This window comes from Priestia megaterium NBRC 15308 = ATCC 14581, from assembly GCF_000832985.1.
Classification (GTDB): domain Bacteria; phylum Bacillota; class Bacilli; order Bacillales; family Bacillaceae_H; genus Priestia; species Priestia megaterium.
In genome coordinates this window covers 40,998-67,410 of record NZ_CP009919.1, presented here as the reverse complement: position 1 = coordinate 67,410, position 26,413 = coordinate 40,998, and the positions used below count along the sequence as shown (strand labels likewise).

General features: G+C 34.4%; 27 protein-coding genes and 1 pseudogene. 20 read left to right on the top strand and 8 right to left on the bottom strand.

Annotated features, from left to right (window positions below; translation table 11 throughout):
- The first annotated feature begins 306 nt into the window (after positions 1-306).
- Positions 307-759 (top strand): hypothetical protein, encoded by a 453-nt coding sequence (locus BG04_RS00415; RefSeq protein ID WP_034656316.1) that lies wholly within the window; start codon positions 307-309, stop codon positions 757-759.
- 209 nt (positions 760-968) lie between these two features.
- Here BG04_RS00415 and BG04_RS00410 read toward each other — a convergent pair whose 3' ends face one another.
- The 6 genes from BG04_RS00410 to BG04_RS29020 all read right to left on the bottom strand — a co-directional run bounded on the left by BG04_RS00410 (position 969) and on the right by BG04_RS29020 (position 5,849).
- Positions 969-1,397: a cell wall hydrolase gene (locus BG04_RS00410; RefSeq protein ID WP_034656318.1), complete on the bottom strand. Its 429-nt coding sequence runs from the start codon at positions 1,395-1,397 to the stop codon at positions 969-971.
- Between the two features lie 614 nt (positions 1,398-2,011).
- Positions 2,012-3,161, bottom strand: a protein-coding gene (locus BG04_RS00405) for an IS3 family transposase (RefSeq protein WP_144406913.1) whose coding sequence is annotated in 2 segments (ribosomal slippage) — positions 2,012-2,885 and positions 2,884-3,161 — 1,152 coding nt in all. Because the reading frame shifts where the segments join, the coding sequence is not laid out codon by codon here.
- 129 nt (positions 3,162-3,290) lie between these two features.
- Positions 3,291-3,608 carry a hypothetical protein gene (locus tag BG04_RS00395; protein ID WP_034656334.1) on the bottom strand — a complete coding sequence of 106 codons (318 nt, stop codon included), beginning with the start codon at positions 3,606-3,608 and terminating at the stop codon, positions 3,291-3,293.
- A gap of 17 nt (positions 3,609-3,625) precedes the next feature.
- Positions 3,626-4,504: an SAR2788 family putative toxin gene (locus tag BG04_RS31245; RefSeq protein ID WP_050690766.1), complete on the bottom strand. Its 879-nt coding sequence runs from the start codon at positions 4,502-4,504 to the stop codon at positions 3,626-3,628.
- Between the two features lie 49 nt (positions 4,505-4,553).
- Positions 4,554-5,456: a S8 family peptidase gene (locus BG04_RS00385; RefSeq protein WP_034656336.1), complete on the bottom strand. Its 903-nt coding sequence runs from the start codon at positions 5,454-5,456 to the stop codon at positions 4,554-4,556.
- Between the two features lie 177 nt (positions 5,457-5,633).
- Positions 5,634-5,849: a hypothetical protein gene (locus BG04_RS29020; protein WP_050690765.1), complete on the bottom strand. Its 216-nt coding sequence runs from the start codon at positions 5,847-5,849 to the stop codon at positions 5,634-5,636.
- A 633-nt stretch (positions 5,850-6,482) separates the two neighbouring features.
- Here BG04_RS29020 and BG04_RS31240 point away from each other — a divergent pair.
- The gene (locus tag BG04_RS31240) at positions 6,483-6,665 is read left to right on the top strand and encodes a DUF8096 family protein (RefSeq protein ID WP_478354424.1); all 183 of its coding nucleotides are present in this window, start codon (positions 6,483-6,485) and stop codon (positions 6,663-6,665) included.
- 179 nt (positions 6,666-6,844) lie between these two features.
- On the opposite strand, the gene spxA is transcribed toward BG04_RS31240, so the two are convergent.
- Positions 6,845-7,246 (bottom strand): transcriptional regulator SpxA, encoded by a 402-nt coding sequence (spxA, locus tag BG04_RS00375; RefSeq protein WP_034656338.1) that lies wholly within the window; start codon positions 7,244-7,246, stop codon positions 6,845-6,847.
- A 417-nt stretch (positions 7,247-7,663) separates the two neighbouring features.
- The gene (locus BG04_RS00370) at positions 7,664-8,551 is read right to left on the bottom strand and encodes an Rpn family recombination-promoting nuclease/putative transposase (protein ID WP_034656339.1); all 888 of its coding nucleotides are present in this window, start codon (positions 8,549-8,551) and stop codon (positions 7,664-7,666) included.
- A gap of 359 nt (positions 8,552-8,910) precedes the next feature.
- Here BG04_RS00370 and BG04_RS00365 point away from each other — a divergent pair, with 359 nt between their 5' ends.
- The 18 genes and pseudogenes from BG04_RS00365 (at position 8,911) to BG04_RS00295 (ending at position 26,412) form a co-directional block, all read left to right on the top strand.
- Positions 8,911-10,443 carry an ISL3 family transposase gene (locus tag BG04_RS00365; RefSeq protein WP_034650889.1) on the top strand — a complete coding sequence of 511 codons (1,533 nt, stop codon included), beginning with the start codon at positions 8,911-8,913 and terminating at the stop codon, positions 10,441-10,443.
- A 190-nt stretch (positions 10,444-10,633) separates the two neighbouring features.
- A pseudogene (gene istA / locus BG04_RS31805) lies at positions 10,634-12,216 on the top strand (IS21 family transposase).
- Positions 12,207-12,974 (top strand): IS21-like element helper ATPase IstB, encoded by a 768-nt coding sequence (gene istB / locus BG04_RS00355; protein ID WP_034656340.1) that lies wholly within the window; start codon positions 12,207-12,209, stop codon positions 12,972-12,974. Before istA ends, istB begins: the two are co-directional and overlap by 10 nt.
- A 94-nt stretch (positions 12,975-13,068) precedes the next feature.
- The gene (locus tag BG04_RS00350) at positions 13,069-14,601 is read left to right on the top strand and encodes an ISL3 family transposase (protein ID WP_034650889.1); all 1,533 of its coding nucleotides are present in this window, start codon (positions 13,069-13,071) and stop codon (positions 14,599-14,601) included.
- A gap of 345 nt (positions 14,602-14,946) precedes the next feature.
- Positions 14,947-15,111 (top strand): aspartyl-phosphate phosphatase Spo0E family protein, encoded by a 165-nt coding sequence (locus tag BG04_RS29220; protein WP_080743146.1) that lies wholly within the window; start codon positions 14,947-14,949, stop codon positions 15,109-15,111.
- 123 nt (positions 15,112-15,234) lie between these two features.
- On the top strand, positions 15,235-16,863 hold the full coding sequence (locus BG04_RS00345) for an ATP-binding protein (RefSeq protein ID WP_034656228.1): 1,629 nt from the start codon (positions 15,235-15,237) through the stop codon (positions 16,861-16,863).
- A gap of 5 nt (positions 16,864-16,868) precedes the next feature.
- Positions 16,869-18,521, top strand: coding sequence for a thiamine pyrophosphate-binding protein (locus tag BG04_RS00340; RefSeq protein WP_034656342.1), 1,653 nt, complete (start codon positions 16,869-16,871; stop codon positions 18,519-18,521).
- A gap of 806 nt (positions 18,522-19,327) precedes the next feature.
- Complete coding sequence (locus BG04_RS00335; RefSeq protein ID WP_034656345.1) at positions 19,328-19,654, top strand: YflT domain-containing protein; 327 nt, start codon at positions 19,328-19,330, stop codon at positions 19,652-19,654.
- A gap of 191 nt (positions 19,655-19,845) precedes the next feature.
- On the top strand, positions 19,846-20,073 hold the full coding sequence (locus tag BG04_RS00330) for a hypothetical protein (protein ID WP_034656231.1): 228 nt from the start codon (positions 19,846-19,848) through the stop codon (positions 20,071-20,073).
- 1,161 nt (positions 20,074-21,234) lie between these two features.
- Positions 21,235-21,408, top strand: a complete 174-nt coding sequence (locus tag BG04_RS29215; RefSeq protein ID WP_080743145.1) for a Fur-regulated basic protein FbpA — start codon at positions 21,235-21,237, stop codon at positions 21,406-21,408.
- Between the two features lie 44 nt (positions 21,409-21,452).
- Entirely contained in the window at positions 21,453-21,635 is a 183-nt protein-coding gene (locus BG04_RS00325) for a YolD-like family protein (protein ID WP_016766014.1), read from the top strand.
- 119 nt (positions 21,636-21,754) lie between these two features.
- A complete protein-coding gene (locus BG04_RS30775) occupies positions 21,755-21,892 on the top strand; it encodes a hypothetical protein (RefSeq protein WP_162837708.1) in 138 nt (45 codons plus the stop codon).
- A 218-nt stretch (positions 21,893-22,110) separates the two neighbouring features.
- Positions 22,111-22,374 (top strand): hypothetical protein, encoded by a 264-nt coding sequence (locus BG04_RS00320; protein ID WP_034656234.1) that lies wholly within the window; start codon positions 22,111-22,113, stop codon positions 22,372-22,374.
- 325 nt (positions 22,375-22,699) lie between these two features.
- Positions 22,700-23,674, top strand: coding sequence for a zinc-dependent alcohol dehydrogenase family protein (locus tag BG04_RS00315; protein WP_034656238.1), 975 nt, complete (start codon positions 22,700-22,702; stop codon positions 23,672-23,674).
- 444 nt (positions 23,675-24,118) lie between these two features.
- Entirely contained in the window at positions 24,119-24,595 is a 477-nt protein-coding gene (locus tag BG04_RS00310; RefSeq protein WP_034656240.1) for a DUF2975 domain-containing protein, read from the top strand.
- 10 nt (positions 24,596-24,605) lie between these two features.
- Positions 24,606-24,827: a helix-turn-helix domain-containing protein gene (locus tag BG04_RS00305; protein ID WP_034656243.1), complete on the top strand. Its 222-nt coding sequence runs from the start codon at positions 24,606-24,608 to the stop codon at positions 24,825-24,827.
- A 138-nt stretch (positions 24,828-24,965) separates the two neighbouring features.
- On the top strand, positions 24,966-25,757 hold the full coding sequence (locus BG04_RS00300; RefSeq protein WP_034656245.1) for a DUF817 domain-containing protein: 792 nt from the start codon (positions 24,966-24,968) through the stop codon (positions 25,755-25,757).
- A 355-nt stretch (positions 25,758-26,112) separates the two neighbouring features.
- Positions 26,113-26,412: a hypothetical protein gene (locus BG04_RS00295; RefSeq protein ID WP_034656248.1), complete on the top strand. Its 300-nt coding sequence runs from the start codon at positions 26,113-26,115 to the stop codon at positions 26,410-26,412.
- The last annotated feature ends 1 nt before the right edge of the window (position 26,413 follow it).

The following is a 26,413-nucleotide window of genomic DNA, read 5'->3' as shown; positions in this document are numbered from 1 at the left end:
TAGCTTAACACAGCTAGCTTTATTTTTAGTTTATAGAATTAGTTAACATAATCACAATTATAGGAAATAAATAATGACATCTTATCTAATAAGATGTCATTACTACTGAACTTAAACACTCTTTAACGTATTTTGTTTAACTGACTCATTTTTATATTTCTCCTGGAACTTATTTAACATAGAAATGTTCGTTTGAACAGGAAGGTTTTTTGCTATATTCATAAGGGTTCGAACATTTTGGGCCTATTTCTCATATTGTATTAGGTATTCATAATTTATGGCCCTAGAAAAGGGGAGGAATCAGCTTTGCAACCTACAGAGAAAGTCAGGGTTAATATACCATTTCCATCACGATGGGGTATCCATGCTGAGATAGCAGGTAGACCGATGGTTTGGGGTGTGCTTATTATTAACTCCATTACAGGTAACAGAGTAACGGGTACAATTAATTTTCGTGGCACTCTTATTCCCATTAATGGATATTGGGATGAGAGTGCCAAACAAATCAGCTTTGATTCACCTTATGCCACATATTCTGGTAACTTAACTATGTTTGATGATTCGACTACTAGAATTCGACATCTTATTTTAACTGGGCGAGTTATTATGAAACCACCTTCTTTATTAGCAGGTAGGAATGGAACTTGGATTGCTACGACAGATACAACTCTCATAGGACCTGCCGTTACCAACAGTGACTTGCCTCCCGTTGGGGCCTTTCTAACATCAAATATACTCCATAGTGGACTTGAACGTTGAGGAAATCCCTTAAAAAATGAGAGTGTTTTAAAGGGGAGACTTACCAATAATTATTGGGGTAATCAATTATATAAGGGCCGAATAAAATATAAACTTATATACCCTAAACAACTTAAAAATAAAAAACTAACTTTTTTCTCACTCAAAGTTAGTTTTTTATTTTTAATGATATAGAATAATACAGCACTTTATAAAATTATAGGGAATTTTTAAAAAGTATTATAAATGTTTTCGCATGTTTCGGCTTTTGGTTGATAAAAGCAATGAAGCTTATATCGAGCAACAAGAGGTTGTTTGTACCATGTTGAAGGGCACTTTTGAGGAGGTCTGAAATACCATAAGCTATATTTTGCAGGCCAACTACGTTCTCCTCTGACAGATCGACGTGCCAAACGTTTTTCACTTTCTCGTGCTCTTTGATAGAAATAGCCTTTTTGAGTAGCTTCAAATGCATGGGGTTGATAAATCATTTGTGGAATGGTTCTCAGTCCTTTAAAATCAGAGCAATTTGCTCTGATTCGATTAATTCCTACGTTTCCTATAAGAAGCATCCCTTGTACACCCTCACCTTCACCTTCTGCTCTAAGTAATCTTGCTAGAAGAGCGATATCTGAAGTTGTAGCTTTAACAACTGCCATAATTTCACCTCCAACAATTATGATATTTCTTTATAGCTTGTATAATGTTCTTTTCACTATTTCACATCTTATAATTAGCCCCCTACTCTTCGATAACAGGATACCCCATTACTATGGGATGAAAGAAGTAGATTTTTCCTCTTTCTATACATACATTCCTGATAACGAAGCAAACTACTCAAGAGAGGTATCACTTTTAATACCTTGATACGTTACTGAAAAAACTCCTGGTCAACAGCAGGAGTTTTTTCTGTTTTTAAGCTGTATACGATATACAGCCTTAGTTAACATAATGTCTCTTTCCGGTACACATCACAAAAAAGAACCCTTCTCGCATAAGGGTTCTCATAAGGCTACGATTTCTACTTTATGCAGCTTTTTATACATCCTTGGTGTCACAAGGTTTCTCTTAGCGATGAAAGTCAGAAAAGTGTATAAAAAGCCCACCTTTTATACATATGCTCAAAGTTGCCTTACATTGATTTAATTATAAAATAGTCGTAAAATTATTCTGACTACTTTTATGATTTGTAATGTTGTCAAAACCCTTAATATAAAAAGCCGCCTCTCTTAGGGACTGACCCCTGTTTTTGAGACAGGGATCAAAACACCTTTTAAACGACCAGTTGCCGATATTGTACAGGTGACTGGTTGTTTAGTTTTGTTTGAATACGGGCATTGTTATAGTAAGTAATATAGTTTTTGACGGTTTGCTCTACGATGGTGGTCGTAGTGTATGTCAACTCGTCAAGGTAGAACGTTTCAGACTTTAGCGAGGAATGAAACGATTCGATAGAGGCATTATCTGCGGGAGTCCCTTTGCGGGACATACTCATGGTAATGCCTCTTTCTTTGATTTTTTGTTGATAAGCATACGATGTGTACACAGAACCTTGATCGCTATGCAACGTACATCCTTCAGGCAAAGAAGGAAGTTGGCTTAACGTATCTAAAACAAACGCTACGTTTTGACAATCACCAATGGAATACGCAATGATTTCTCCGTTAAATAAATCTTGAATACTTGAAAGATACAACTGTTTAGGTCCAAAAGGCAAGTAGGTAATATCCGTAACTAGTTTTTGAAGTGGACGATCAGCTCGAAATTCACGATTTAATACATTCCCTGCAACCTGATAAGGTTGCCCTGTTCGCTGACGTTTCTTCCGTTTTACACGACATTGCCAACCATACTTCTGCATGGTACGCTGCACAAACTTATGATTAATCTTCATCGTTCGATTGAGTAATGCTGTAATCTTTCGATAGCCATATCGAAACTTGTGTTTATGACATTGTTCACCCACTTGTTGTTCCATCCATTTTTTTAATGTAGCCCGTTGTTTATGGTGCTTCCAACGATAGTAAGTAGATCGAGGGATATCAAGATGTAAACAAATTTGATAAATAGGTACCTGACCTTTCAATTCTTCCACCACATTCACTACAATTTCTGGTACCACTTCCTTTCCAATTCCTTGTACTTTTTAAGATCTCAATCTGTTGCTTTAACTGCCGGTTCTCTGCCTTCAATTTAGACGTCTCGCTATCAAATTCTGGACCTTTCCCATACGAATATTGCTTGCCTACAGGCTGTTCGAATCGATGCATTTCCCCATTTTTATACCATGTCATCCACGTTTTTAATTGGGTATGATTACGAATATTCAGTTGTGATAATACTTCTTTTACAGGTACACCAGCTAATCTCATTTCAATGGCTTTTAACTTTACTTCTACCGGATAACTGACTCTTGTCCCCATAGAAAAAACACCTCCAAGTTATTGTTAGGTACTACATACCCGTTTTTTAACTTAAAGGTGTTTTTTATTTGTCTCACTCTAGGGGGTCAGTCCCGCTTGTAAAAAAGTAAGGAAAGGTTTTTTTATTTATTAGAAATTTTTATAATCAACATTGATGTTATTTAATTGTTCTGTTAAGTATTGCTCTTTTACCTGACCATTAGACTGGAGCTCTTTTGGATAGTATTTAGTATTAAATACAGGAGCACCTTTCTGAATCCATTTTTTTCTATGAAGTCTATGGGTTTCAGGGATATCCATGAAAACTCCTTCTTCTATCTCTACATCGTCATCATCACCAAATTGAAAACCGCAGCAAATACAAATTTCAAACGATGCTAGACCAGATTCATCATAAGCAGCTTCCTCTAGATTTTTATATCCACAAACTGGACAAACATATTTCAATACTCTCAGCCTCCATATTATTGTCTATTGAAATATTCTCTACCTTTAGCCTTGTTAGGGTGTTTAGGTTTAAAGAAAGTTTTTATTACATCATTTTTTGTAAGAACTAATAGCTCATTGGTATTAGTATTATACTTTAGTATATCTCCATTAGAGCGCTTCTTTGTCAATACATGTTTAGCATCAACGCCAGCAAGAGATTGCGCTCTTGTTAAATACTGAGATTTAGAAATGTTACCAAATTCAGCTTTATGATCTTTATAATGTGAATCTAATAAACTACTATTAGAGAATTTTAATTTTTTCAAATCTTTAGTAGTAGCTTTTTTACCATACTTAGATACTGCTTTACTTACAATTGATTTACCGTGTTTCTTTATAGCGTAGTTTATACCAAATCTAGCCACTTGTATAGCGATTAAAATTAAAGGATACCAAGAAGCTTGGACCTCTGTAGTATCAACCTTATATTCTTCACCAGTTTCAATATCTCTTAAAGTAGCAACAAAATCTTCTCCGTTAACTTCACTTAGGAAAACTTCAAAATTTTGCTGAACTAGCTCACCAGATTCATTTTCTAGCTCGGCAGAAACCATCATCTCATTGCTTTCTAAATCTAGTTCTAGTTCTCCTTGTGCAGATAAATCATCTGTTTCTATTGTTGTTTCAATAATTTCAGTTTCATCAACGACTGTACTTTCTATTTCAACATTACTATCCTCTAAAGTTTCTCCAAACATATCTTCAGTTTCTGTTTGTAACTCTTCGTTGTCAATTGGAGTTAGTTCTTCATTCTTTTCCTCTGATTTATTGACCTCTGAGATAGCTGAGGCGTAGTATGGACCTGCATTCGAAAAAATAAAAACAGCAGCCAAAAGACTTAATACATATTTCATTTAAAGTATTCCCCTTATTAGTATATTCTAAATAACTCTGGTATTAGCTTTATTTAAACTGTACTAAACCATTACCATATTCGTTATCTAGTCCTTTTTCTCCTAAATCCTTAGAAGACGTTTTTAACTCTGTTAATACAGCATCAAAATTTTGAACGTTCGGTTTTTTAGCTAGAATATTAGCTATAATTCCGGATACATATGCAGCTGAAAAGGAGGTTCCACTAACGGTGATAATTTTTTTGGTTGGAGTTAAAACAGGGATATCTACCCCAGGAGCAACAAAATCTATCTTTCCTTTCGCTGCAAATTTATCTCTCTCCATTTGTTTGTTAACAGATGATACAGAAATAACATTATTATATTTAGCAGGATAGTCGGCAGAAAAACCTAAAGTGTTGCCTGCAGCAGCAACTACTATAATATTATTATCAACTGCATAATCAATAGCCTGCTTCAGAGTTGGATCATCTTTCTGAAATCCAAAACTAAGGTTAAGAATATCTACATTCTGTTTTATACTCCACTCAATACCGTTAACAACATCTTTAATTTCACCACCTCCTTTATCGTTAAGTACTTTGACATCGTATATTTCAACATTTGGAGAAATGCCTTGGATGGTCTGTTTATTAGAAGAAGCTCCAATTATTCCAGCTATAGCTGTTCCATGACCAAACTTATCTTTAGTGATATTAGTCTCTCGTCTAGCATCAAAAGACTTTACTATTTTTTCTTTTAATAAAGGGTGAGAATTGTCAATGCCACTATCTAATATGGCTACTTTCACGGGCTCAGTAGGCATAGAGATTCTAGTATTATTAGGAAATAGGGGACATAAAGACCAGTTTTTTTTGCAATCAGTTTGAGAGAATGAAACTTCAATAGATTGGTTGTCACAACTTACTAATAAAAATAGAATTAAAAACGATAATAATAACCTTTGTAACATACAAGTACCTCTTACTTATTTCATAGGATAAAAAAACTATCATTTGGATAAAAAAACTAAAAATACCTTCATTAACCAATACTATTGTATTATATTGTGGTAGGACTTTTATGTAAAGTAAGAATTTAAAAAAGGTGTGGATATCAAAAAATATCTACTATGAATAATAAATCACTATTAAAAGGTGTCTAACAATTCATAGTCAAAGTAGGGCTCATCCATAAGGTTATTTACAATACCGTTAAAATAGCCAAACTTGTTTTGCATTTTTGTGTTATCTTTTACCTTTATCACAAGCTCTTTAAATGCTCTAACACCAATGTTCAGTTCTTGTTGTGGAGTAAATGCTCTTTCAGAAGTAGCATAGTTTACTACTTGGTTGCATTGCTTCACAACTTTCCACAATTCTTGAATCGTTTAAGCTTCTGTATAATAGCAGCTTGTTAAGTCAGCAAATATTTCTGTACCAATGAGCAATGAAGTTTGCTTTTGAAAAAGTTTTAATAACTTTATTTGCTGAAATAGGAACATCATTACGTTTATTATTAATCTTTTGTTTTAGAGAATTAGCAGTTGTTTTAATGGCTGGACACTTCTCGGACTCTTTAGAGATAGTCTTGTCAGTCATATCTTTAATTGGCAAAATTAACACAGGTTTTGTCATAATGTATTTTTAAAACTGCCAACTATCTGCCTATTTAGTTATAGGTAAAATAATTGAAAGATAAAGATTAAGTGACGAGGACAACCCATAGCATCTATAATCCAAGCACACCTTAAATCACTACCTACTCCTCCCTTACTGCAGTAAGCGTAGATAATATCAACATTTATTATAAAAAGATCAATTATTTTTTCTATAAAATGTTAAATTATGAAATTTATTGTTTGTTTACTTGTTAATATAACACTTTTATCAACCCAGTAAAAAAAGGGTTCCTAACAAAATACATGATTAGTTGTTCTATTGATCTAGAGAAAGGATATAATTGTATTAGTCTAAAGAGAGATAAATAGAAAAGAGTGATCAACCTAGAAGAAATAAAAGAGCAAGAAATCGATCTTGATAAAGTGTATGACTATGCTGAATTTCCGGATAAGGTCAGTGGCAGATGCGACAACTGCAATTCATCTTACTTCAAAAGTTCTGTAAAAGGTGGCGTTTTTTTACGCGAATGTCGGGAATGCAGCATGAAGAAGAGTATCTAAGTATAGAGGATTATATAGTAAAAGGAGAAGGGTTTTTACTCTTCTCCTTTTTATGTAAATGTTGTTGTATTTACTCATTTTTTAGAATCTGAAATATATACCTTATTACACTGCTGATGTCTTTTATTACAATCTACTTTAGAAGTCAAGGCAGCCGTTGATCGTTCTTCTATTACCCTCTAATGATTACCTATTACTTCCTGTTCTGTCATCGTAAAAGTACGAAGTTTCCGAGGAATAAAAGCTCTTATCTCTTCTTCCTTATATCCGATTTGCATTATTTTACGATCTTGTATAATAATAGGTCGTTTAAGTATAAAAGGATGGTTCTTTATCAAATCATACAGACCCTGTAACGACAGTGCATCTATCTCTATATTTAAATTTTGAGGGATCTTTGACCTTGTAGAAATAATTTCATCTGTACCCTTTTCTGTCATACTAAGAATATTTTTAATTTCATCTTCTGTAATAGGTTCATACGATAGATTTCTCTCAATATAATCAATTTGATGTTCCTCAAGCCAAGCCTTTGCTTTTCGGCAAGAAACGCAGCTGGTTGTCGTATATAGATGAATCATTTTTCACACCTCATCTGTATGTATTTTTTCTATCTTTATTAATCAATGCAAATAAAAGTATATAGATTTCTAATAAGTAAAAGCCACTTGTATACTACAAGTGGCTCTTTGCTACGTTGAATGCATTAGATGATTCACGTATTATTCCCATCACTATTATAGCATAACCTATCTGGTTAATATATCTTTGTTTTAATGCTAATGACAGCAAATGAAGCCATCACATATCCATCTGCTACTGCATTTTGATACGCTGGATGACACATGACTAATCTTGATGAGGAATATATATAGCCCCTACCTCATATTAAAGATTCTGTTCACATTTAAAGATAAGAAAATCATATGTTGTAAAATATGAAGATAGAAAAAAGATTACCTATTAGATGATAAGGTAATCTTTTTTTCTTCATTTTATTAATGTCGAAGGTTATTAATTTCTTCTTGTGATAGCCCTGTAAGGTCACTTATCGTTTTATTGTCTATCCCTTTTTGAATCATGCCAAGAGCCATTGTTTTAATGGTTTCTTTTCTGCCTTCTTCTCTTCCTCTTTTCTCTCCAAGGTTCTCAGCTCTTCTTAAAGCAGATTTTTCATCTAATAAAGCCTTTCTTCTTGCTTCATAAGCGAGTAAGACTTCAGGATCTTGACTGACACGTTCCCATTCATCTATTGCTTTTTTCAATACTTGATCTTCTTGCATCGCAATCTCCTCCAGTACTTGAGTGATTTCTTCATCTTCCGATGCTTCAAGTAACAATAACCAACGTACTAATTGATCTTCCCTTGGATCAACTTCTTTTTTACGCCATTTAATAAGTAATTTAGGAAGTTCCATAAAATGAATTTCTAACATATCCGTTAGTAACAACTTTTCTTCGCGCTCATACAATTGAAACACTGAATGATAATGATTGATATGAGATAAATAACGGAAGTTGACAATGTTAATGGTAATAGTTTGACACAGCTCCCCATAGTCCATGCCTTCCTTCATTTGACTACTATACATCTTAGACCAATAGTAAAGTGTTCTTTTTTCCATATCATGTTTATTATTAAGTTGAATTTCAATGTTTATACGAGTTCCATCTTCTAATCGAGCGTGAACATCAAGAATAGAGCGTTTATCTTCCTGATTTTCTTTATTAAAATGCGGGTCTAATAGATAAACCGTCTTAATTTTCTTTTCTTCTGGTAAACGTAGAGCTGCATTTAAAAATGCAGTTAAAATAGATTCATTTCCATGCGTTCCAAAAAGAGATTTAAAGGCAAAATCGACACGTAGGTCTAATCGTTTTGTCATTATATCCTCCATCAGTTGTTCTTTTCTCTTAGTATAACATGAGTTGTACTTTTTCTTCTTCAGAATGTGTTTCATTCATCATGAAGATGATTTTTTAAAAAAAAGCATTCAGCACCTTAATTGAAACAGCTTAAGGGTTACTAAAGCTATAAAGGTAGTTGAATTTACATAAATCAAATAACTATATGCACTTTATGTTTATACCGATATAAATAAAAAAATACACTCTCCCCAGAATTATATTTCTTTTAACAGACAATAAGAAAGAATGTGACTGCTAAAATAGCATGGCTCTTTCTCACTTTTGGTGAAGGTGCTTTATAGATGATATAGTGAAATAAAAAGGAGCGAATCTCAACATGCCTTTTTCTTCTTTCACTAATATAGAATGCTTACGAGTTATACAAGAAGATCAATCTTATATGTATCTAGTAAAATCTAAACATTCCTCTTGTATATGTCCGTCTTGTCATACTCTATCTCACCGTATTCATAGCCAATATGTTCGATCCCTTCAGGATGTACCGGCGTATGGTAAAACAACATATATAAAGATACAAACACGTAAGTTTTTTTGCGATGACTGTAGTTGCCCACAAGCTATTTTTACAGAAAGATTTACGTGGTTAGGGACCTATCAACGCAAAACCAAACGTTTACAAGAGATGTTAAAGTCAATCGCACTATCTACGAGCTGCAAAGTAGCATCTCGGCTGTCTAAGCATCTAGGTATTGTAACCAGTCATCATACGCTTTTACGCCTGCTTCATAAATTGAAGCTGCCTTCTTATGAACCGCCGGTTCATATTGGGATTGATGACTTTGCATTTAAGAAGCGTTGTCGTTACGGTACGATTATTATCAATCAAGAAACCCGAAGACCCATCGCTATTTTAAATGGGAGAGATAAAGAAACAGTCGTAAAATGGCTCGAACAGCATCCAACGATTCAAACGGTGACTCGTGATGGTTCTTTCACATACGCTAAGGCTATCTCTCAAGCGCTGCCTCATGCTTATCAGATTACGGACCGTTGGCATATTCTGAAAGGTTTATTTACAGCAATTCGAGAGACCTTACAACAATCTTTTCCATCTATATGGAGAAAAACAGAATATAAAAATCCTACAACAGAACCACTTATTATCCGCAAGACAGATGTTCAACGCCATCAGTATGCTGAGCAAGTTTGGCAACGCGCCTTAGAAGTGAAAGAGTGGAAAGAAAAAGGGAAATCCATTGCTTGGATTTCGCGTCAAATGCATATTTCACGTAATACGGTCTATAAAGATTTAAGACGCAAGAAAAAAGAGCCTATTAGTCGTGTAAGACTATTAGATCCATTCCTAAATCAATTACGTCAATGGAACCTATCTGGGTGGACGACGAGTCGTATGGAGGCAGAACTTAAAAAGATAGGCTATACAGGATGTCGCTCTACTTTAAATGAAGCCGTTTCGAGAATTCGTCATGAATATAGAGCCAGTGCCACAACGCATTCTTTGTCTAGAGCTTCCCTACTGTGGAAAATATGGAGTGAAAAGAATAGAAACTGGTTAGATTCATTACCTTCGGCATGTTTAAAAGAGTTTCCATTAATACCACAATTATTTGAAGTGACACGTAAATTTAGAAACATCGTGAGTAAACGTAGTAATCAAGGCATACCTGGTTGGATTGAAACATGTAAAATGTATTCGTTTCCAGCTCTCGATACCTTTATAACCTATATAGAAAAAGATTTACAAGGGGTAATGGCTGCTTGTGTTGATCCTTTAAGTAATGGGCTATCTGAAGGACATATACATCGTGTGAAGATGTTAAAACGTATGATGTATGGTCGGGCAAGTGATGAGCTGTTGAAAAAACGAGTGCTCATACCATTATTATAGGTAGAGTTGTTTTTCTGAAAAAATAATGCATGTCTTTGACATATAGCGACGTTTACCTTCACCAAAAGTGAGAAAGAGCCAATAGCATTAACACTACACGCTCGAATAGCGTGAACAAAAATGCTGAAATTCGTGAACACTTCCTTAAACAATAATCTATCACGTAAGATAAAGATACGATATTTACGTGATGGAGGATGGAAAGGTGGATAAATGGAACGTGTACATGAATATTAAACGCTTAAGAAAACAAGGATTCACAATTACTCAGGTAGCTAGAAAATTAGGCATTTCGAGGAATACCGTGTATAAATACATGAAAAAAGATCCTGAGGAAATGGCCTTATGGATGGCTAGTTCTCATAAAAAAAGTAGAAAGTTAGATAGATATAAAGAGGTTATTTTAGGTTGGCTGGAAAAGCATTCAGACTTAACAGCTGCACAAATTCAAGACTGGTTAAAAGAACAGTATCCCGACGTCAAAGTTGGTGATAGCACAGTGCGAATGTATGTCGCATCCCTTCGGGATGAATACGGTATTTCCCGAACCGTGCCTACGCGACAATATGAAGCCATTCCAGATCCCCCGATGGGACAGCAAGCACAAGTTGATTTTGGAACATGTAAAGTACGAAAAGGAGAAAAAACAACAGAGATACGTTTATGGTTCATCACATTCGTATTGTCACACTCTCGTTTTAAATATGTGGAATGGTTAGACAGGCCCTTCACAACAAAGGATGTCATTAACGCACATGAACGAGCCTTTGAATATTTTGGAGGAATGCCGAAGGAAATTGTGTACGACCAAGATATCTTAATCTCGGTGAATGAAAATGGGGGAGATATTCAGCTAACAGAAGCGTTTCAAGGATATGTCACCTATCGGAAATTCAAGGTCCATCTATGTAGAAAAGCAGATCCTGAAAGCAAAGGGAAAATTGAGAACGTCGTTGGATATATTAAAAAGAACTTTGCCAAACACCGCCCTTTTTATAACTTAGAAAAATGGAACGAAAAAGCCTGGGATGGTTAGAGCGTACAGCCAATCGAAACATTCATAATACAACAAAAAGAGACCTATTGAGGTACACCAACTCGAAAAGGAACACCTTCAATCGATCTCTTTCATTCAGAACAATCTTAGTATAACAAGGATTGTACGTAAGGACAATACCATTCGATTTCGTTCAAATCGTTATTCAGTTCCGATTGGAACATACAAACCTACAGAAGAAACCACTGTATACCTTACGGTCACAGCAGAACAAGAGTTGATTATACAAAAACAGAGCTCAAGTGATATCATTCTTGCCAGGCACCCACTTTCACTAGACAAAGGGAAGCTTATTCAACACCGAAACCATAGGAGAGATTGGAGTAAAGGCATACCCGAATGGATTGATAAGATGAGCCAACAATTTGAAGATTCCACTCAAGCCTATGAATATCTAGAGAATGTTCGTCAGAACTATCCGAGATACATCCGGGATCAGCTTCAAATTATAGAAAATATCCGTACAAATTATCCTACAACTATCCTTACACAAGCATTAGATCTTTGTATGCGTAAAAGCTTTATAGTGCAAATGACTTTCGTGATGTGATTCAGGTACTCACCCAGAGAAACCCTCAACAATTACCATCTAAAGATACTTTTACACACCACCATCGATTGAAACACAAGTCCATTCATCTATAAAAGCAGACACAAGACCTCTGGACATGTATGTATCCATATTGAAAGGAGACGACGAATCGTCATGCGTATAACAAATGAGATGGTGCAGCAAAAACTAGCAGAGTTACAGTTTAAAGAGGTCTCAGTTTCTCTTTCGGAATTTATTCATACGTCTGAAAAAGAACAAGATTCATATCAAGCTTTTTTATATCGTATTTTATCTTTTGAAACTAAGCGCCGAGAGGATAACAAAGTACTAAAACGTTTAAAACTAGCCTCTTTTCCCTATCAGAAGACATTAGAAGACTTTCGAATAGAGGAACAACAGTCATTAAGTACCAAGCAATTAAATCAGCTGCGAGAGCTTACTTGGCTAGAACAAGCATATAATCTTATCCTTTTAGGTCCGCCAGGTGTTGGGAAAACTCACCTGGCAATCGGATTAGGAATAGAAGCTATTTACCGAGGATATAAAGTGATGTTTTTAGCAATGGGTGCGCTCGTACGAGCGCTAAATACACAGGATATTACGAGAAAATCACAAACAATAGTAAAACGTCTTTTAAACGCAGACTTAGTCATCATTGATGACATCATGTATATGGCGATGGATCAACAAGAAGCGAATCTCTTTTTTCATTTTATTAATCAACTGTATGACCGAACCTCTATTGTGTTTACATCCAATAAAGGACCAGAGGAATGGGGAGAACTGATTGGCGATCCGGGTATTACAACAGCTATATTGGATAGGATTATCCACCGAGTAGAAGTCATTCATTTAAATGGAGACAGTTATCGCATGAAAAATCGTTCTACTATCTTTGGATCAATAAGTGTTCATGAATAATTAGCACGGAGTGTTCACGAAGTCGGCTCTTTCTCACTTTTGGTGAAGGTGCTTTATAGATGATATAGTGAAATAAAAAGGAGCGAATCTCAACATGCCTTTTTCTTCTTTCACTAATATAGAATGCTTACGAGTTATACAAGAAGATCAATCTTATATGTATCTAGTAAAATCTAAACATTCCTCTTGTATATGTCCGTCTTGTCATACTCTATCTCACCGTATTCATAGCCAATATGTTCGATCCCTTCAGGATGTACCGGCGTATGGTAAAACAACATATATAAAGATACAAACACGTAAGTTTTTTTGCGATGACTGTAGTTGCCCACAAGCTATTTTTACAGAAAGATTTACGTGGTTAGGGACCTATCAACGCAAAACCAAACGTTTACAAGAGATGTTAAAGTCAATCGCACTATCTACGAGCTGCAAAGTAGCATCTCGGCTGTCTAAGCATCTAGGTATTGTAACCAGTCATCATACGCTTTTACGCCTGCTTCATAAATTGAAGCTGCCTTCTTATGAACCGCCGGTTCATATTGGGATTGATGACTTTGCATTTAAGAAGCGTTGTCGTTACGGTACGATTATTATCAATCAAGAAACCCGAAGACCCATCGCTATTTTAAATGGGAGAGATAAAGAAACAGTCGTAAAATGGCTCGAACAGCATCCAACGATTCAAACGGTGACTCGTGATGGTTCTTTCACATACGCTAAGGCTATCTCTCAAGCGCTGCCTCATGCTTATCAGATTACGGACCGTTGGCATATTCTGAAAGGTTTATTTACAGCAATTCGAGAGACCTTACAACAATCTTTTCCATCTATATGGAGAAAAACAGAATATAAAAATCCTACAACAGAACCACTTATTATCCGCAAGACAGATGTTCAACGCCATCAGTATGCTGAGCAAGTTTGGCAACGCGCCTTAGAAGTGAAAGAGTGGAAAGAAAAAGGGAAATCCATTGCTTGGATTTCGCGTCAAATGCATATTTCACGTAATACGGTCTATAAAGATTTAAGACGCAAGAAAAAAGAGCCTATTAGTCGTGTAAGACTATTAGATCCATTCCTAAATCAATTACGTCAATGGAACCTATCTGGGTGGACGACGAGTCGTATGGAGGCAGAACTTAAAAAGATAGGCTATACAGGATGTCGCTCTACTTTAAATGAAGCCGTTTCGAGAATTCGTCATGAATATAGAGCCAGTGCCACAACGCATTCTTTGTCTAGAGCTTCCCTACTGTGGAAAATATGGAGTGAAAAGAATAGAAACTGGTTAGATTCATTACCTTCGGCATGTTTAAAAGAGTTTCCATTAATACCACAATTATTTGAAGTGACACGTAAATTTAGAAACATCGTGAGTAAACGTAGTAATCAAGGCATACCTGGTTGGATTGAAACATGTAAAATGTATTCGTTTCCAGCTCTCGATACCTTTATAACCTATATAGAAAAAGATTTACAAGGGGTAATGGCTGCTTGTGTTGATCCTTTAAGTAATGGGCTATCTGAAGGACATATACATCGTGTGAAGATGTTAAAACGTATGATGTATGGTCGGGCAAGTGATGAGCTGTTGAAAAAACGAGTGCTCATACCATTATTATAGGTAGAGTTGTTTTTCTGAAAAAATAATGCATGTCTTTGACATATAGCGACGTTTACCTTCACCAAAAGTGAGAAAGAGCCACGAAGTCTTGACGGTCACAAAAGAAGCAGGTTCTTCAAATAAATGTGTGAAATTTAAGTGTAATGAATATTCAAAGCAAGCTAAATGATTACAGAAGAAGCTGAGGATAATTATTCTTAATTATTAGCTAATTAGAAGGTTGAAGAAGAGTGTTTCTTAATAATAATTAGTTTTATATTAATATAAAAAATTAATTATTAATTCTCTAATAAATGGTATTATAAGGTAGTTAAAATAAACTGTCTTGGAGGATGACGAACCTCAATGAACCTATCTCAGCTGGAAAAGGAGATTAAAACTTTACAAAAAATCATCTATAGCTTAGCAAAGGACAATCACGAATATTGTGATGGAGACATCCTTAAAATAAGTCAAGAACTCGATAAGAAAATTTTCATTTATCAAAAAATGATAAATTCCATTGACTAATATATAGCTAGATATCAAACTAGTCATAAAGTAATATAATATCTCGTGAGAGAGTCGATTAATGTTTAAAACTGTACTTTATAAGAAGTGTATTCGGATATATAAATTTGGGAGGCATCAGCTTTGGAAACTACAGAAAAGTATATAATACAATCACATGAAAGATGTGAAACATTATATCATTTAAACCCTAAAGATATACCAATTCCCAAAGTGTGTTTAATAAGAAAAGAATTACAACGACAAAATTCTAAATATGAAAGTATTCTCCAAGTAACAAGGTATTTCATGGAGAAAATTTTAGAATATTCAAAAGGAATCCCTACATTAGTGGTAGTTTCTAATGAAAATGGATTTATCCTAGACATGTATGGAGATAAAACTATTCAACAAATGGTTGATAGCCTAGGAATAACACCTGGGGTACGATTTGATGAGAGAGATGTTGGAACTAATTCTATTTCATTAGCCCTTCAGTTAAAAAAACCTGTTGAGATTATTGGTAAAAACCATTTTCAAGAAGTACTACATAGCGCAGCATGTTTTTCTGCACCTTTTTATTTTTCTCCTTCTCAAGTATTAAGTGGTACTATCTCATTAATGACGACTATTGATTATGCTAGCTCTTTACATTTAGGGCTTTTATCTTCAGCTATTGATTCAATTGAACGCGAATTAAAGCTCCAAGAACAAAATTACAAGTTAGATTTATTGAATCAAATACTTATGCATTCAACTCAAGATGGTATTTTGATTACAGATACAAAAGGGAAAATAAGAAATTTTAATGAGGCTGCAAAGAATTTATTTGAGGCCCAAGAGAATTTCACAGGTTATTTTGAAAACAAACAAGTGGAGATAGTTGAGAAATATATTGACTCTGTTCTCCAAACTAAAAAACCTCTTAAAAATATCGAAATTGAAATAGATAATGAACATAAAGAAAACTTAATAAGGTGCCTGGTAGATGTCTTACCTTTATTTGATAGTTATCAAAAGTTAAATGGGGCTTTTCTACAATTTAGAGATATGAGTGAATTTTATAAACTACAGGAGCAAGTTATTGCATCGGAAAAGCTATCTACCCTAGGGATACTGGGAACTGGCTTTGCACATGAAATTAAAAATCCTCTAACCGCTATTATTGGATTAATTCAACTTTTACAAAATCCAGATATAGACCTCAATACTCAAGAAAAATATTTGAACATTATATCTAAAGAATTGGAAAGAATAAAAGATTTAACTAATCAATTTGCTTCACTAGGGAAGCCTACGTTATTTAAACGAAAATCATGTGATATTGATGTATTAATAAAAAATACAGTTTCCCTTGTAAAAAGTCATGCTTTATTACATAATATTGAAATTAAATATGAAAATAAGAAAAATTCGTTAAAAACTGAAGTGGATGAATCACAAATTAAACAAGTGCTGATTAATCTACTTCAAAATGCTATCGATGCAATGCAAGAGGGTGGAGAAATAACAGTATCTCTAGATTTTAACGAAGAAACAGAACAAATAAAAATTGTGGTTCAAGATAATGGGGTTGGAATGACCGCAAAAGAGTTAGAAAGCATATCTAAGCCCTTCTTTTCTACAAAAGAAAGAGGAATAGGGCTTGGCTTACATATTTCTTATCAAATTATTGAATCCCATGGAGGAAAAATTCGGGTTAACTCTATAAAAGATAAGGGTTCAACTTTTACGCTTTATTTGCCAGCTTACTCTCAACAGGAAGGTATATGACTAACATGAAAACAGTAGTTTCTTTATTAATTGATCATTTTAAAGAATGGGGAGTTACTCACATCTTTGGGATTCCAGGTAAACCTATCGTTCCTATATTAACTGAAATAGAGGATAACGAACTAGAATTTATAGTTACTAGACATGAAAATGGAGCAGGTTTTGCAGCATCAGGCTATTCATTGATAAAAGATACTATTGGAGTTGCAATAGGAACCTCTGGTCCTGGAGGAACAAATCTTTTGACATCTGCTGGGCAGGCTAAAGCTTATCATCTTCCTGTTTTGTTTATTACAGGCCATCCGTCCATAAAAAATACAGGAAAAGCTTTAGGGCAAGATTCCTCAATGTTTGGTACAGATTTAGTGAAAATGTTTGAGCCCGTAACGTTATTTAGTGCACGAGTTGAGCGTAAAGAACAGTTTGAATTATATTTTAAACATGCTATTGAAAAAGCATGTGTGGGGGTTAAAGGTCCGGTCCATCTTTCTATTCCCTTTGAAGTGTTAGTAGAAGAAATTAATCCTTTCAAATTTGAATTACCGAGAGAAGTTCCTGTGGTATCAACACAATTGGAGAACGTAATCCATCAATTAAATCAAGCAGAAAATCCAATATTATTTTTAGGAAAAGGTGTACAGATTTCTAAAGCTTATGAGGAAGTAAAATGGCTTGCTGAAAAATGGGGGATTCCGGTTATTACAACTCCTGGTGGAAAAGGTACTTTTTCTGCTAATCATTCTTTATCTTTAGGTGCATTTGGCTTAGGTGGTACAGAAAGAGCGACGAAGTATTTGCAATCTCATATAGATCTCATGATTGTAATTGGAAGTAAATTAAGCGATATGTCTTTAGCAGGATTCAAAGAGAGTTATAAGCCTAAGAAAATTATTCAATTTGATATAGACATCACCTTTTCAGGGAAATCAATTTCAGTTCCAACCCTAGTTATCCAAGGAGATGCAAAAAGAAACTTAGAAGAACTCAAAAAGAAAGTGAATGACATGGATTCAGCTTCCTTAGCACCAATTAATTTACTTGCCCAAGAACAAGGGAATGAAAAAAATCAAACTGAAGAGCTAAGTGAAAGTTCACATTATATATCAGCAGCTAGTGCAATTAAAGAGCTTCGTAGACATTTACCAAATGACACAATATTATTTGGGGACGATGGAAGTCATACTTTTTTTGCTATTAAGCACTACGATATCTACGAGCCTGGCACTTTCTTTTTTGATGATGTGTTTGGGACTATGGGACATGCTATCGGTTATGCAATAGGTGCTAAAATAGCTTCACCGCATAAACCTATTGTATGCCTCACTGGTGATGGATGTACCCTCATGCACGGTACCGAAATTGCAACAGCTGTAAATGAAGGCATTGCAGTAATATTTATTGTATTTAATAATGGTGGCTTAGATATGGTTGATAAAGGAATGAAACAATGGTTAAATCGCTCGGTTGGAGCGAAGTATAAAGAAAAAACTAATATTAAGAAGTTTGCAGAATCATTAGGAGCTATTGCTTATAGGTGTAGAAATAAAAGTGAAATAGAGGATGCTATTAGACAAACGTTGGAATATAAAACTATCCCTTCAGTTATAGAAGTGATAGTTGATCCCAATGAAATACCACCTATCTTAAACAGAGTATAATAAGAAGCCTTAGTTCAGATTATAAATTTAAACTAAGGCTTCTTATTATCTTTGAAGAATGGGATTTACTCTTTATTTATTTGACGTCCACTCTTTTTCTGGCTCTGTGAATTCGTGTTTCCAACTTGAAATTCATTGCCTAATTCAGTATCATTTCTTTTGTCTTGTTGAAGAGCATGAATAGAAGGTTTAGAGCCATCAAATGCTACTTAAATCTTGTTATACATATCAATTTTCACCTCAATAGTATATATTTTATTATCTCATGAATTATAAAAATAAAAGCTTATTGCTTATTTATTAGACTCCTTTAAGAAAGACTTCCATAAATATTGTAAAAAAGGTCTGTATCTATTTTGATACAGACCTTTTCACATGAAATTTCACGTAATGAGTATCCTTATAAATTCCTTTTACTAATCAGGTAAATAGCCCTTCATTACAGGCAACGTTTTAGGTTAACTTACTACTAATTCTTCCAAACTTCATCAGCCCCCATATTGTATACAGCCTTTAACAGATACTCTTCTACACCTTCATCCTTTATATAAACAGTGAAGCATTCCTTTATTTAATAGCTGTCCTATTTCATTTCATTCCCGTGCATCATCTTCCAAAACGTAATCCCAAGTTTTAATCCCTACAGCTTTAGATTTTAAAGAGAGGGAAGTAATTTAATAGATGACCTGAAACATAGAATGGAAGAACTTGCAGCAAGATTTTTAAAATTTATTATTGAGTATAAAAATGATTTTTATTTCTTAGAAATGGGTACATATTATTTAACTATAAAAGGAGGTTGTTTTATGAAAAATGTAAGAGTAGTAGAAAACGGAGTTCAAGCAAAAGAAGTAATTGAACAATTTCTAAATCGAGGATATACAAGAGACGAAGTATATTTATTAGCTCATGATAAAAATCGTTCTAAAGATTTAACGGAAGCATTGGAGACAAATGATGTCGGTGTTTCAGAACAAGGAGCATTCGATTTAATGGCCAACGTTTTCCGATCCCGTGGAGATGAATTACGTTCTAAAATCCACTCTTTAGGATTATCAGATGTAGAAGCTCAGCAATATGAAAGGGAATTAGATCAGGGACGTGTACTAGTAATTGCAACAAAAGCAGGTTAATGAAAGAGGACCTACTAAGTAGGTTCTCTTTCATTAACCTTTGATTACATTCCCTTTAGTAAGATTAGATTATGACCATCGTTTGCACATATTACATCGTTAAATCGGTTTATTTGTCACATTTGTTATCAGCTTTTAAAAGATTAAGGAGTTAATTTTCAGTTCCATATTGAAAGAAAGGAAGTAGGCTAATGAATAATATCGAAAAGAAAAAATGTGAAATTATTAATTTAAAAAAGCAAGATGAAGTGAACAAAAATTTGATAAAAGTCTCAGAGTCTCTTATAGCTATGCTAAAGCAACTTAAAGAAGAACCTCAGAATCCAGAAGCTTTGACTGCAGTTGCGGATTTGGAAGGTCAAAAAGAACAACTAAAGGCTAAATCAAAAAAGTTATCTGAAGAACTTGCTCAATTATAAGAATGTATAGAAACAATTTGAATAAACGCCCAAAGAAACCTTATACAATATGTAAGATTTCTTTGGGTGTTTATATTAGAAATTACTTTTTATATGTTAAATCATGATCTAATAGCAAATTTGAAATCTCGGGTTTAAGGACTGAGCCGTTTACTAAAAACTTTAGAATATACGCATAAACATTTATCTTCGGATCTGGAAGGTTCCACGCTTTATGCACTGCTAATTTCGTCTCAGCTTTGAAAAGGTTGAGGGCGACTCAGTGAACCTATCCGTCTGGAACCCTTATTTCCCCTGTCATTAATACTGACGATAGGGTTTATTTATAGATAATTCTTAATGTCTCTTTTTACTCTACTTCGTTTATATCTATTTCTTTTTCTCATAGAAAGAAGATAAATAAAAAAGTTATTAAAAGAATGATCGCAGGAAATATAAATGACCGATGCGAGCAGAAAACAATTTAGTCAAGCTAATCAGGTCTTTCAATTTTATATTTAGTTAAATGATTTATAAGATGTTTTTTCTTAAATACCCTTCGTTGTAAAGGAGAAACATCACGTTAGTATCTAACATAGCAATGGTGGGTTACTCTAAATTGTTATGTTGGGTGGATAAGATTTCTCTTCCCCTCTCTTCCATTCCGTTCCGTGAAAAATATAAGTGACTAGTCCAATACCCAAGATATAAAAAAGAGTACATACTCCATAATCATCTACTCATCACCTACTGCGAGAGTATTTAGTCTTACTTTGTGATTTTATGTAAGTTTAAAGGAAGTTTTGTAGAAAGTATTTCATTAATCAAAAAAGGATACCATAATATACCTAATACTAGTTTTTATGGGGAGTTATTACAGTGAATAATGAATACAGTCTTTTGTGTTTTAGAATCGCTTGAGAGAAAAATCCAAGAATTGTGGAAAGGAACTTCTTAAAAGTGAAACTCATAGGGACATTTTTTTACTATGGGTTGAGGCGATAAACATTGACTTTAAAGTAAATAGATAGGACACATATACACACTTATCTAATCGAATTTACTTATTTATTACATCAGTTTTACTTTATTTTCATTTTCTTGTAACTAGCGAGCTGTATAATGAATTAAAATAGTTCGACAATCATACCAAAGACCATTCTGAAATTAGGCGGTGGAATAATGAGTGAACAAATCTACCCTGATATACAACGTAGAAAAAACTCGATTACAGATTCTTTAATCCATTTAGGAATCTATAAAAAAGGAAACAAACAGCTTTATGAATTAACCTTACATGAGTTAGAAACAGAGTATCAAATAGTTAATCCGGCAATCCAAGATCTATCTTTTTAGATTTTTGCTAATTGCAATTCATTTGTTAAAAGGAGGGTTAATCTATGTTTTTGAAAAAGCTAATCAAAAATGGGGCAGTTACGGTTCATTATTATGAAAATGGGTCACTACAAACGTGTAAAGGTCGTGTTTATAATCTTAATCTTCATGAACAGACCCTGTCTTTAAAAGATGAAAAACAAAATATTCTTTTTATTAATTTATCTGGCATTGAAGATATTTATTGATTTCAATTTAGTAGAAAGTGTTCTACATTTTTTTACAAATGGTCACTCTGTACGTGCAAAAGATTACTAGCTAGAAAACCGTAAAGATAAAGAAATGAAATAAAAAAGGAGGAGAAAGAATGGGCGAAGACAAACAAATATGGTCTGCCTTTATTCAAAAGGACCGATTTGAACTGCATTCGTACCTTACTTATTTATTTAATCAATGTCATGATGAGAGTCCAAGGCAGTTAGAAGATGAAAATATAGAGGAATAAAGCTATTGATAAAGTAAGCTGAAAGGATAAAAAAATGAATATGAAAATAATGTAGGCGACCTCACGTTTCTAATCCGAATGAATAGGTCGTCTATTGCTGTTAAAAACCTCTTTCAATATATATAGTAGATGCATCAATTATGTTTATGATCTTATCCAAGCAAGCTTATGTGAAATTCAGTTTTTACCCGTATAAAGCTTAGAAGGAGGCAGAGATTGTGAATACAACTGTTAATGAGTTGTATGATTTTGGAATAATTTTAAGAAGGAAGCTATTGAATAATAATCTTTATGCTTACTATTTAATTGATGCAATGAGAAGAGAAAATCATTTTGATTTTTTATATTATTTTTTGACAGCAACTGTAGATAGTCAAACACCTATACCTGAACATGTCTCCAATGTTTTTTTGAAGATCCTTAGCGATAAAGAAAAATTGAGTGACCTTACTCCGTTTGTCATGGGTCTGGTTGAAAAATAAATAGAGTTAAAGGTATATATATACGCTTCCTCAGATATCTAAATTTCTTTATTAAATGCAGTCATTGTTTTTGGTGCTAGACATTAGTATTGGCTTTGATCCGAAATAAATCAGCTTGTTACTTAAATATTATTTTTGCGCGGTATGGATTATATATTTTTGTTTATAGTTTAATAAAATTCGAGATATGCACCCAAATCATATGAATTAAAACCCCAACTGAAATTCCTTTCATGCTATCTGTAATAGTTGTTATAAGAACTAGAAATGAAGAGGTTGTACACTATAACTATATAAATGAACAAACTAAAGGAGGATACCTATCTTGAAAGCAACAAGCATTAAATTTTATGAATTCGGAGAACCTCAACAAGTTTTACAAATAGAAAATAAACAAGTGAAAGATCCTGGAGTTGGCGAAGTGCTAGTACGAATGAAAACTCGACCAATCAATCCATCGGATTTAATTCCTATTAGAGGGGCCTATTCAAATCGGATTTCTTTACCTGCCATTCCGGGATATGAAGGAGTTGGTACCGTAGAAGAAGTAGGTCCATCTGTTTCTAAATGGTTTCTTGGCAAACGAGTATTACCCTTACGGGGTGAAGGTACATGGCAGGAGTTTGTAAAAACATCAGCTGAACTAGCCATTATAGTTCCAGATTATCTAGAGGATTACATAGCTGCACAGCTTTATATCAACCCTATCACAGCATGGGTGATTTGTACGGAAGTATTAGCGTTAAAACCAGGAGATGACCTAATTGTAAATGCCTGCGGCTCTTCTATTGGTCGTGTTTTTGCTCAATTATCCCGTATTTTGGGGTTTCGTTTGATTGCAGTAACTCGAAATAATATCTACACAGAGGAATTAACTCAACTTGGTGCTTCATATGTAATTAATACAGGGACGACCCCACTCTACGATACGGTTATGGAATTGACGAATGGTCGTGGAGCCAAAGCAGCAATTGACTCTATTGGTGGACCTTCTGGTACAAACTTAGCCTATTGTGTCAGTCCAAATGGAATATTTTTGACTATAGGTCTTCTATCAGGAATACCTGTCAATTGGGCAGAAATTATGAATAATAATAAAATAAAAACAAATATATTTCATTTACGTCATTGGAACCAAAAAGTCTCTACACGTAAATGGCACGAAACATTTTATCAGCTTATACAATTTATTCATAAGAAACAGTTAACATTCACAAAACCCCAAGCTCAATATCATCTTCCAGATGTAAAAAAAGCTCTTACTACTAAAATTAAGGGCAAAATACTTTTAACTAGTTAAAATTAAGTAATATTTTTCATAAAATGCAAAATAATGATATTAAGATAGTTCCTTTAAAAAGCGAGAGAATGTTTATATCCTTGGCTGTTCAGTAAGTTTCTTATTTATTTTTTGAATGGACAGCAAGTTTACTGAAGTAGCTACATGTATCTAAGAAATAATCACTACATTTATTAATTAGTATCTATTTCGTTAGTGTTACTGTATTCATACAACGTCGATCTTCATCAATTATCGGTGCAGGTTAGTTGATAAAGGTATAAATTAAATATTTACATTTATAGAGCATTTCTTTGTCATGAGAAATGCTTTTTATATTTGTAAGAAACGAAAAGTATATTCTCATAACAATAATAATATAATATTAAACAGAAAAAATTTATTGTAAAACGATAAATTGTATGTTAAATTCATATTTGAAATTAATAAGTGAGGTGCTTTATTTTGAAACGAAGTTCAACAATATTTTTGAAAATAGCTCTTTTTCTTATGGGAGCTCCAGTTCTTACTTTAGGCATATTTGGCCTATTTTATTTAGCTAATAATATAGCAAATCCAGATTATTCCTACATACTATATCCTGCTGTAAGCATTATGTATCTTTCAGCTATCCCGTATTTTTTCACGTTGTATCAGGCGTTCCGACTTTTAATCTATATTGACAAGAACAAAGCGTTTTCTAACATCTCCGTAATAGCTTTAAGGAAAATAAAATACTGTGCAATGTCAATTAGTGGCCTGTATGTGGTAATGATGCCATTTGTTTTTCTTGCGGCAGAGAAAGATGATGCTCCAGGTCTCGTAATAGTTGGAATGGTCCCGATCTTTGCTTCATTGGTAATTGCAGTCTTTGCTGCGGTTCTTAAAAGACTTTTACAACAAGCGATTGATATAAAATCAGAAAATGACTTAACGGTCTGAGGTGATTAACATGGCAATAATAATTAATATTGATGTGATGTTGGCTAAAAGGAAAATGAGTGTTACAGAACTTTCGGAAAGGGTTGGAATAACAATGGCCAACCTTTCTATTTTGAAAAATGGAAAGGCAAAGGCAATTCGGTTTTCAACTTTAGAAGCAATTTGTAAAGCCTTAGAGTGCCAACCTGGGGATATTTTAGAATACCGAAGTGATAAAGACACCCAAGATTAATAAAGTAGGAATATTTAATATGGAAAGGAAAAGAAAGTTATTCGGTGATGAACTTATGTATACAATCCAAAATCTATTTAGCTACTATACCAAGCAGCACTTACATATATACAGAAAGAACCTTTGGAGGAACAAGTCATGAGAGCACTAAAACAACTGGTTCGTTTTGGTTGGGAGCAGGCCCTATCATGTTTGTTTCCTGTCGTTATTTTTGCCTCTCTGGCTCTTACGCAAGCTATTCCACTTCCCTTCCTACCAAGGTATGACTGGCTGCTCATTATCTGCCTTCTGATGCAGTGGTGGATGGTGCGTTCTGGTCTTGAAACCCGGGATGAACTAAAGGTTATCACAGTCTTCCATCTTATTGGACTTGCTCTTGAACTTTTCAAAGTACATATGGGCTCTTGGTCTTATCCGGAGGAAGGATATTTCAAAATTTCAGGAGTGCCTTTGTATAGTGGTTTCATGTACGCAAGTGTAGCGAGTTATCTTTGTCAGGCATGGAGGAGGTTTAAGGTTGAGTTGGTTAAGTGGCCACCGTTTTTGGTAGTTGTACCTCTTGCAGCTGCGATTTATTTGAATTTTTTCATCCACCATTACTGGATTGACGTTCGTTGGTGGTTATCTGGACTTGTAATTATCGTCTTTTGGCAATCGTGGGTCACATACGAGGTTAATGGAACTCGCTACCGTATGCCAATCGCACTTTCTTTTGTTCTCATTGGATTTTTTATATGGCTAGCTGAAAATATTGCAACGTTCTTTGGGGCTTGGGAATATCCAAACCAAACTGATGCATGGAGTCTCGTTCATTTAGGGAAGGTAAGTTCATGGCTCTTATTAGTGATTGTTAGCTTTCTTATAGTAGCGACGTTAAAGCAGGTTAAGGAGAGAAATTCTACTAGGATAGAGACTAGTCAATCTTTATAACTGAAAACAAAAGCCACTAGTCCAACCCTCAGCATATAAAAGCCAAGCACATGTTGCATCACCACCTACCCCTTACTTACTGCGGTAAGGGTTCTTTTTTATTTTTCGATTGGACAGGCAAGCTTACTGCAGTAGCTACATAGTATCTATAGAATCACGACTTCGTTGCCTAATCAGTATCTAGTTCACTATCGCTACCGCGTTAATACAAGCTGTATACGCGTAGTGAAGACCTTTGTGGAACCTGTAAGGGAGCTGAGCCGAAGAGGCGAAGGGGGCGACCGGATGCGGAGAGCAAAAAAAAAACAGGTACGTAAAAAGCAAAAAAATTAAAAGAATGAAAGAAGGTATCAACATGAGAAAAACACAAAGGTTTCCTTTTCGAAAAATCTTTTCTCCATCCCCAAAACCACCTCTCAAGAGACCTCGTCCCTTCAAGGCTTATTCCTTTGTACCTTTTAGTCCACTCGCCATGCTTGACCCCACTATTTTGACCATAGGAGGTATTGTCTTAGGAATTGCTATCATCGAACGAATATTAGAACGGTGGGGTGTGATTGATCTGGTCGATCAGTTTTCAAAGATAATGCGCTTTATCTTGCCTGTCACCTTTTATGGGGCCTTATTTTACTTCTTTGCGACATTTATGTTTTAAG

What these genes read in the sequence shown, in the direction of transcription:
- BG04_RS00410 (WP_034656318.1), bottom strand. Translation starts at nt 1,397, where the DNA reads ATGGCAGTTGTTAAAGCTACAACTTCAGATATCGCTCTTCTAGCAAGA.
- BG04_RS31245 (WP_050690766.1), bottom strand. Translation starts at nt 4,504, where the DNA reads ATGAAATATGTATTAAGTCTTTTGGCTGCTGTTTTTATTTTTTCGAAT.
- BG04_RS00385 (WP_034656336.1), bottom strand. Translation starts at nt 5,456, where the DNA reads ATGTTACAAAGGTTATTATTATCGTTTTTAATTCTATTTTTATTAGTA.
- spxA (WP_034656338.1), bottom strand. Translation starts at nt 7,246, where the DNA reads ATGATTCATCTATATACGACAACCAGCTGCGTTTCTTGCCGAAAAGCA.
- BG04_RS00370 (WP_034656339.1), bottom strand. Translation starts at nt 8,551, where the DNA reads ATGACAAAACGATTAGACCTACGTGTCGATTTTGCCTTTAAATCTCTT.
- BG04_RS00365 (WP_034650889.1), top strand. Translation starts at nt 8,911, where the DNA reads ATGCCTTTTTCTTCTTTCACTAATATAGAATGCTTACGAGTTATACAA.
- istB (WP_034656340.1), top strand. Translation starts at nt 12,207, where the DNA reads ATGCGTATAACAAATGAGATGGTGCAGCAAAAACTAGCAGAGTTACAG.
- BG04_RS00350 (WP_034650889.1), top strand. Translation starts at nt 13,069, where the DNA reads ATGCCTTTTTCTTCTTTCACTAATATAGAATGCTTACGAGTTATACAA.
- BG04_RS29220 (WP_080743146.1), top strand. Translation starts at nt 14,947, where the DNA reads ATGAACCTATCTCAGCTGGAAAAGGAGATTAAAACTTTACAAAAAATC.
- BG04_RS00340 (WP_034656342.1), top strand. Translation starts at nt 16,869, where the DNA reads ATGAAAACAGTAGTTTCTTTATTAATTGATCATTTTAAAGAATGGGGA.
- BG04_RS00335 (WP_034656345.1), top strand. Translation starts at nt 19,328, where the DNA reads ATGAAAAATGTAAGAGTAGTAGAAAACGGAGTTCAAGCAAAAGAAGTA.
- BG04_RS00330 (WP_034656231.1), top strand. Translation starts at nt 19,846, where the DNA reads ATGAATAATATCGAAAAGAAAAAATGTGAAATTATTAATTTAAAAAAG.
- BG04_RS29215 (WP_080743145.1), top strand. Translation starts at nt 21,235, where the DNA reads ATGAGTGAACAAATCTACCCTGATATACAACGTAGAAAAAACTCGATT.
- BG04_RS00325 (WP_016766014.1), top strand. Translation starts at nt 21,453, where the DNA reads ATGTTTTTGAAAAAGCTAATCAAAAATGGGGCAGTTACGGTTCATTAT.
- BG04_RS30775 (WP_162837708.1), top strand. Translation starts at nt 21,755, where the DNA reads ATGGGCGAAGACAAACAAATATGGTCTGCCTTTATTCAAAAGGACCGA.
- BG04_RS00305 (WP_034656243.1), top strand. Translation starts at nt 24,606, where the DNA reads ATGGCAATAATAATTAATATTGATGTGATGTTGGCTAAAAGGAAAATG.
- BG04_RS00300 (WP_034656245.1), top strand. Translation starts at nt 24,966, where the DNA reads ATGAGAGCACTAAAACAACTGGTTCGTTTTGGTTGGGAGCAGGCCCTA.
- BG04_RS00295 (WP_034656248.1), top strand. Translation starts at nt 26,113, where the DNA reads ATGAGAAAAACACAAAGGTTTCCTTTTCGAAAAATCTTTTCTCCATCC.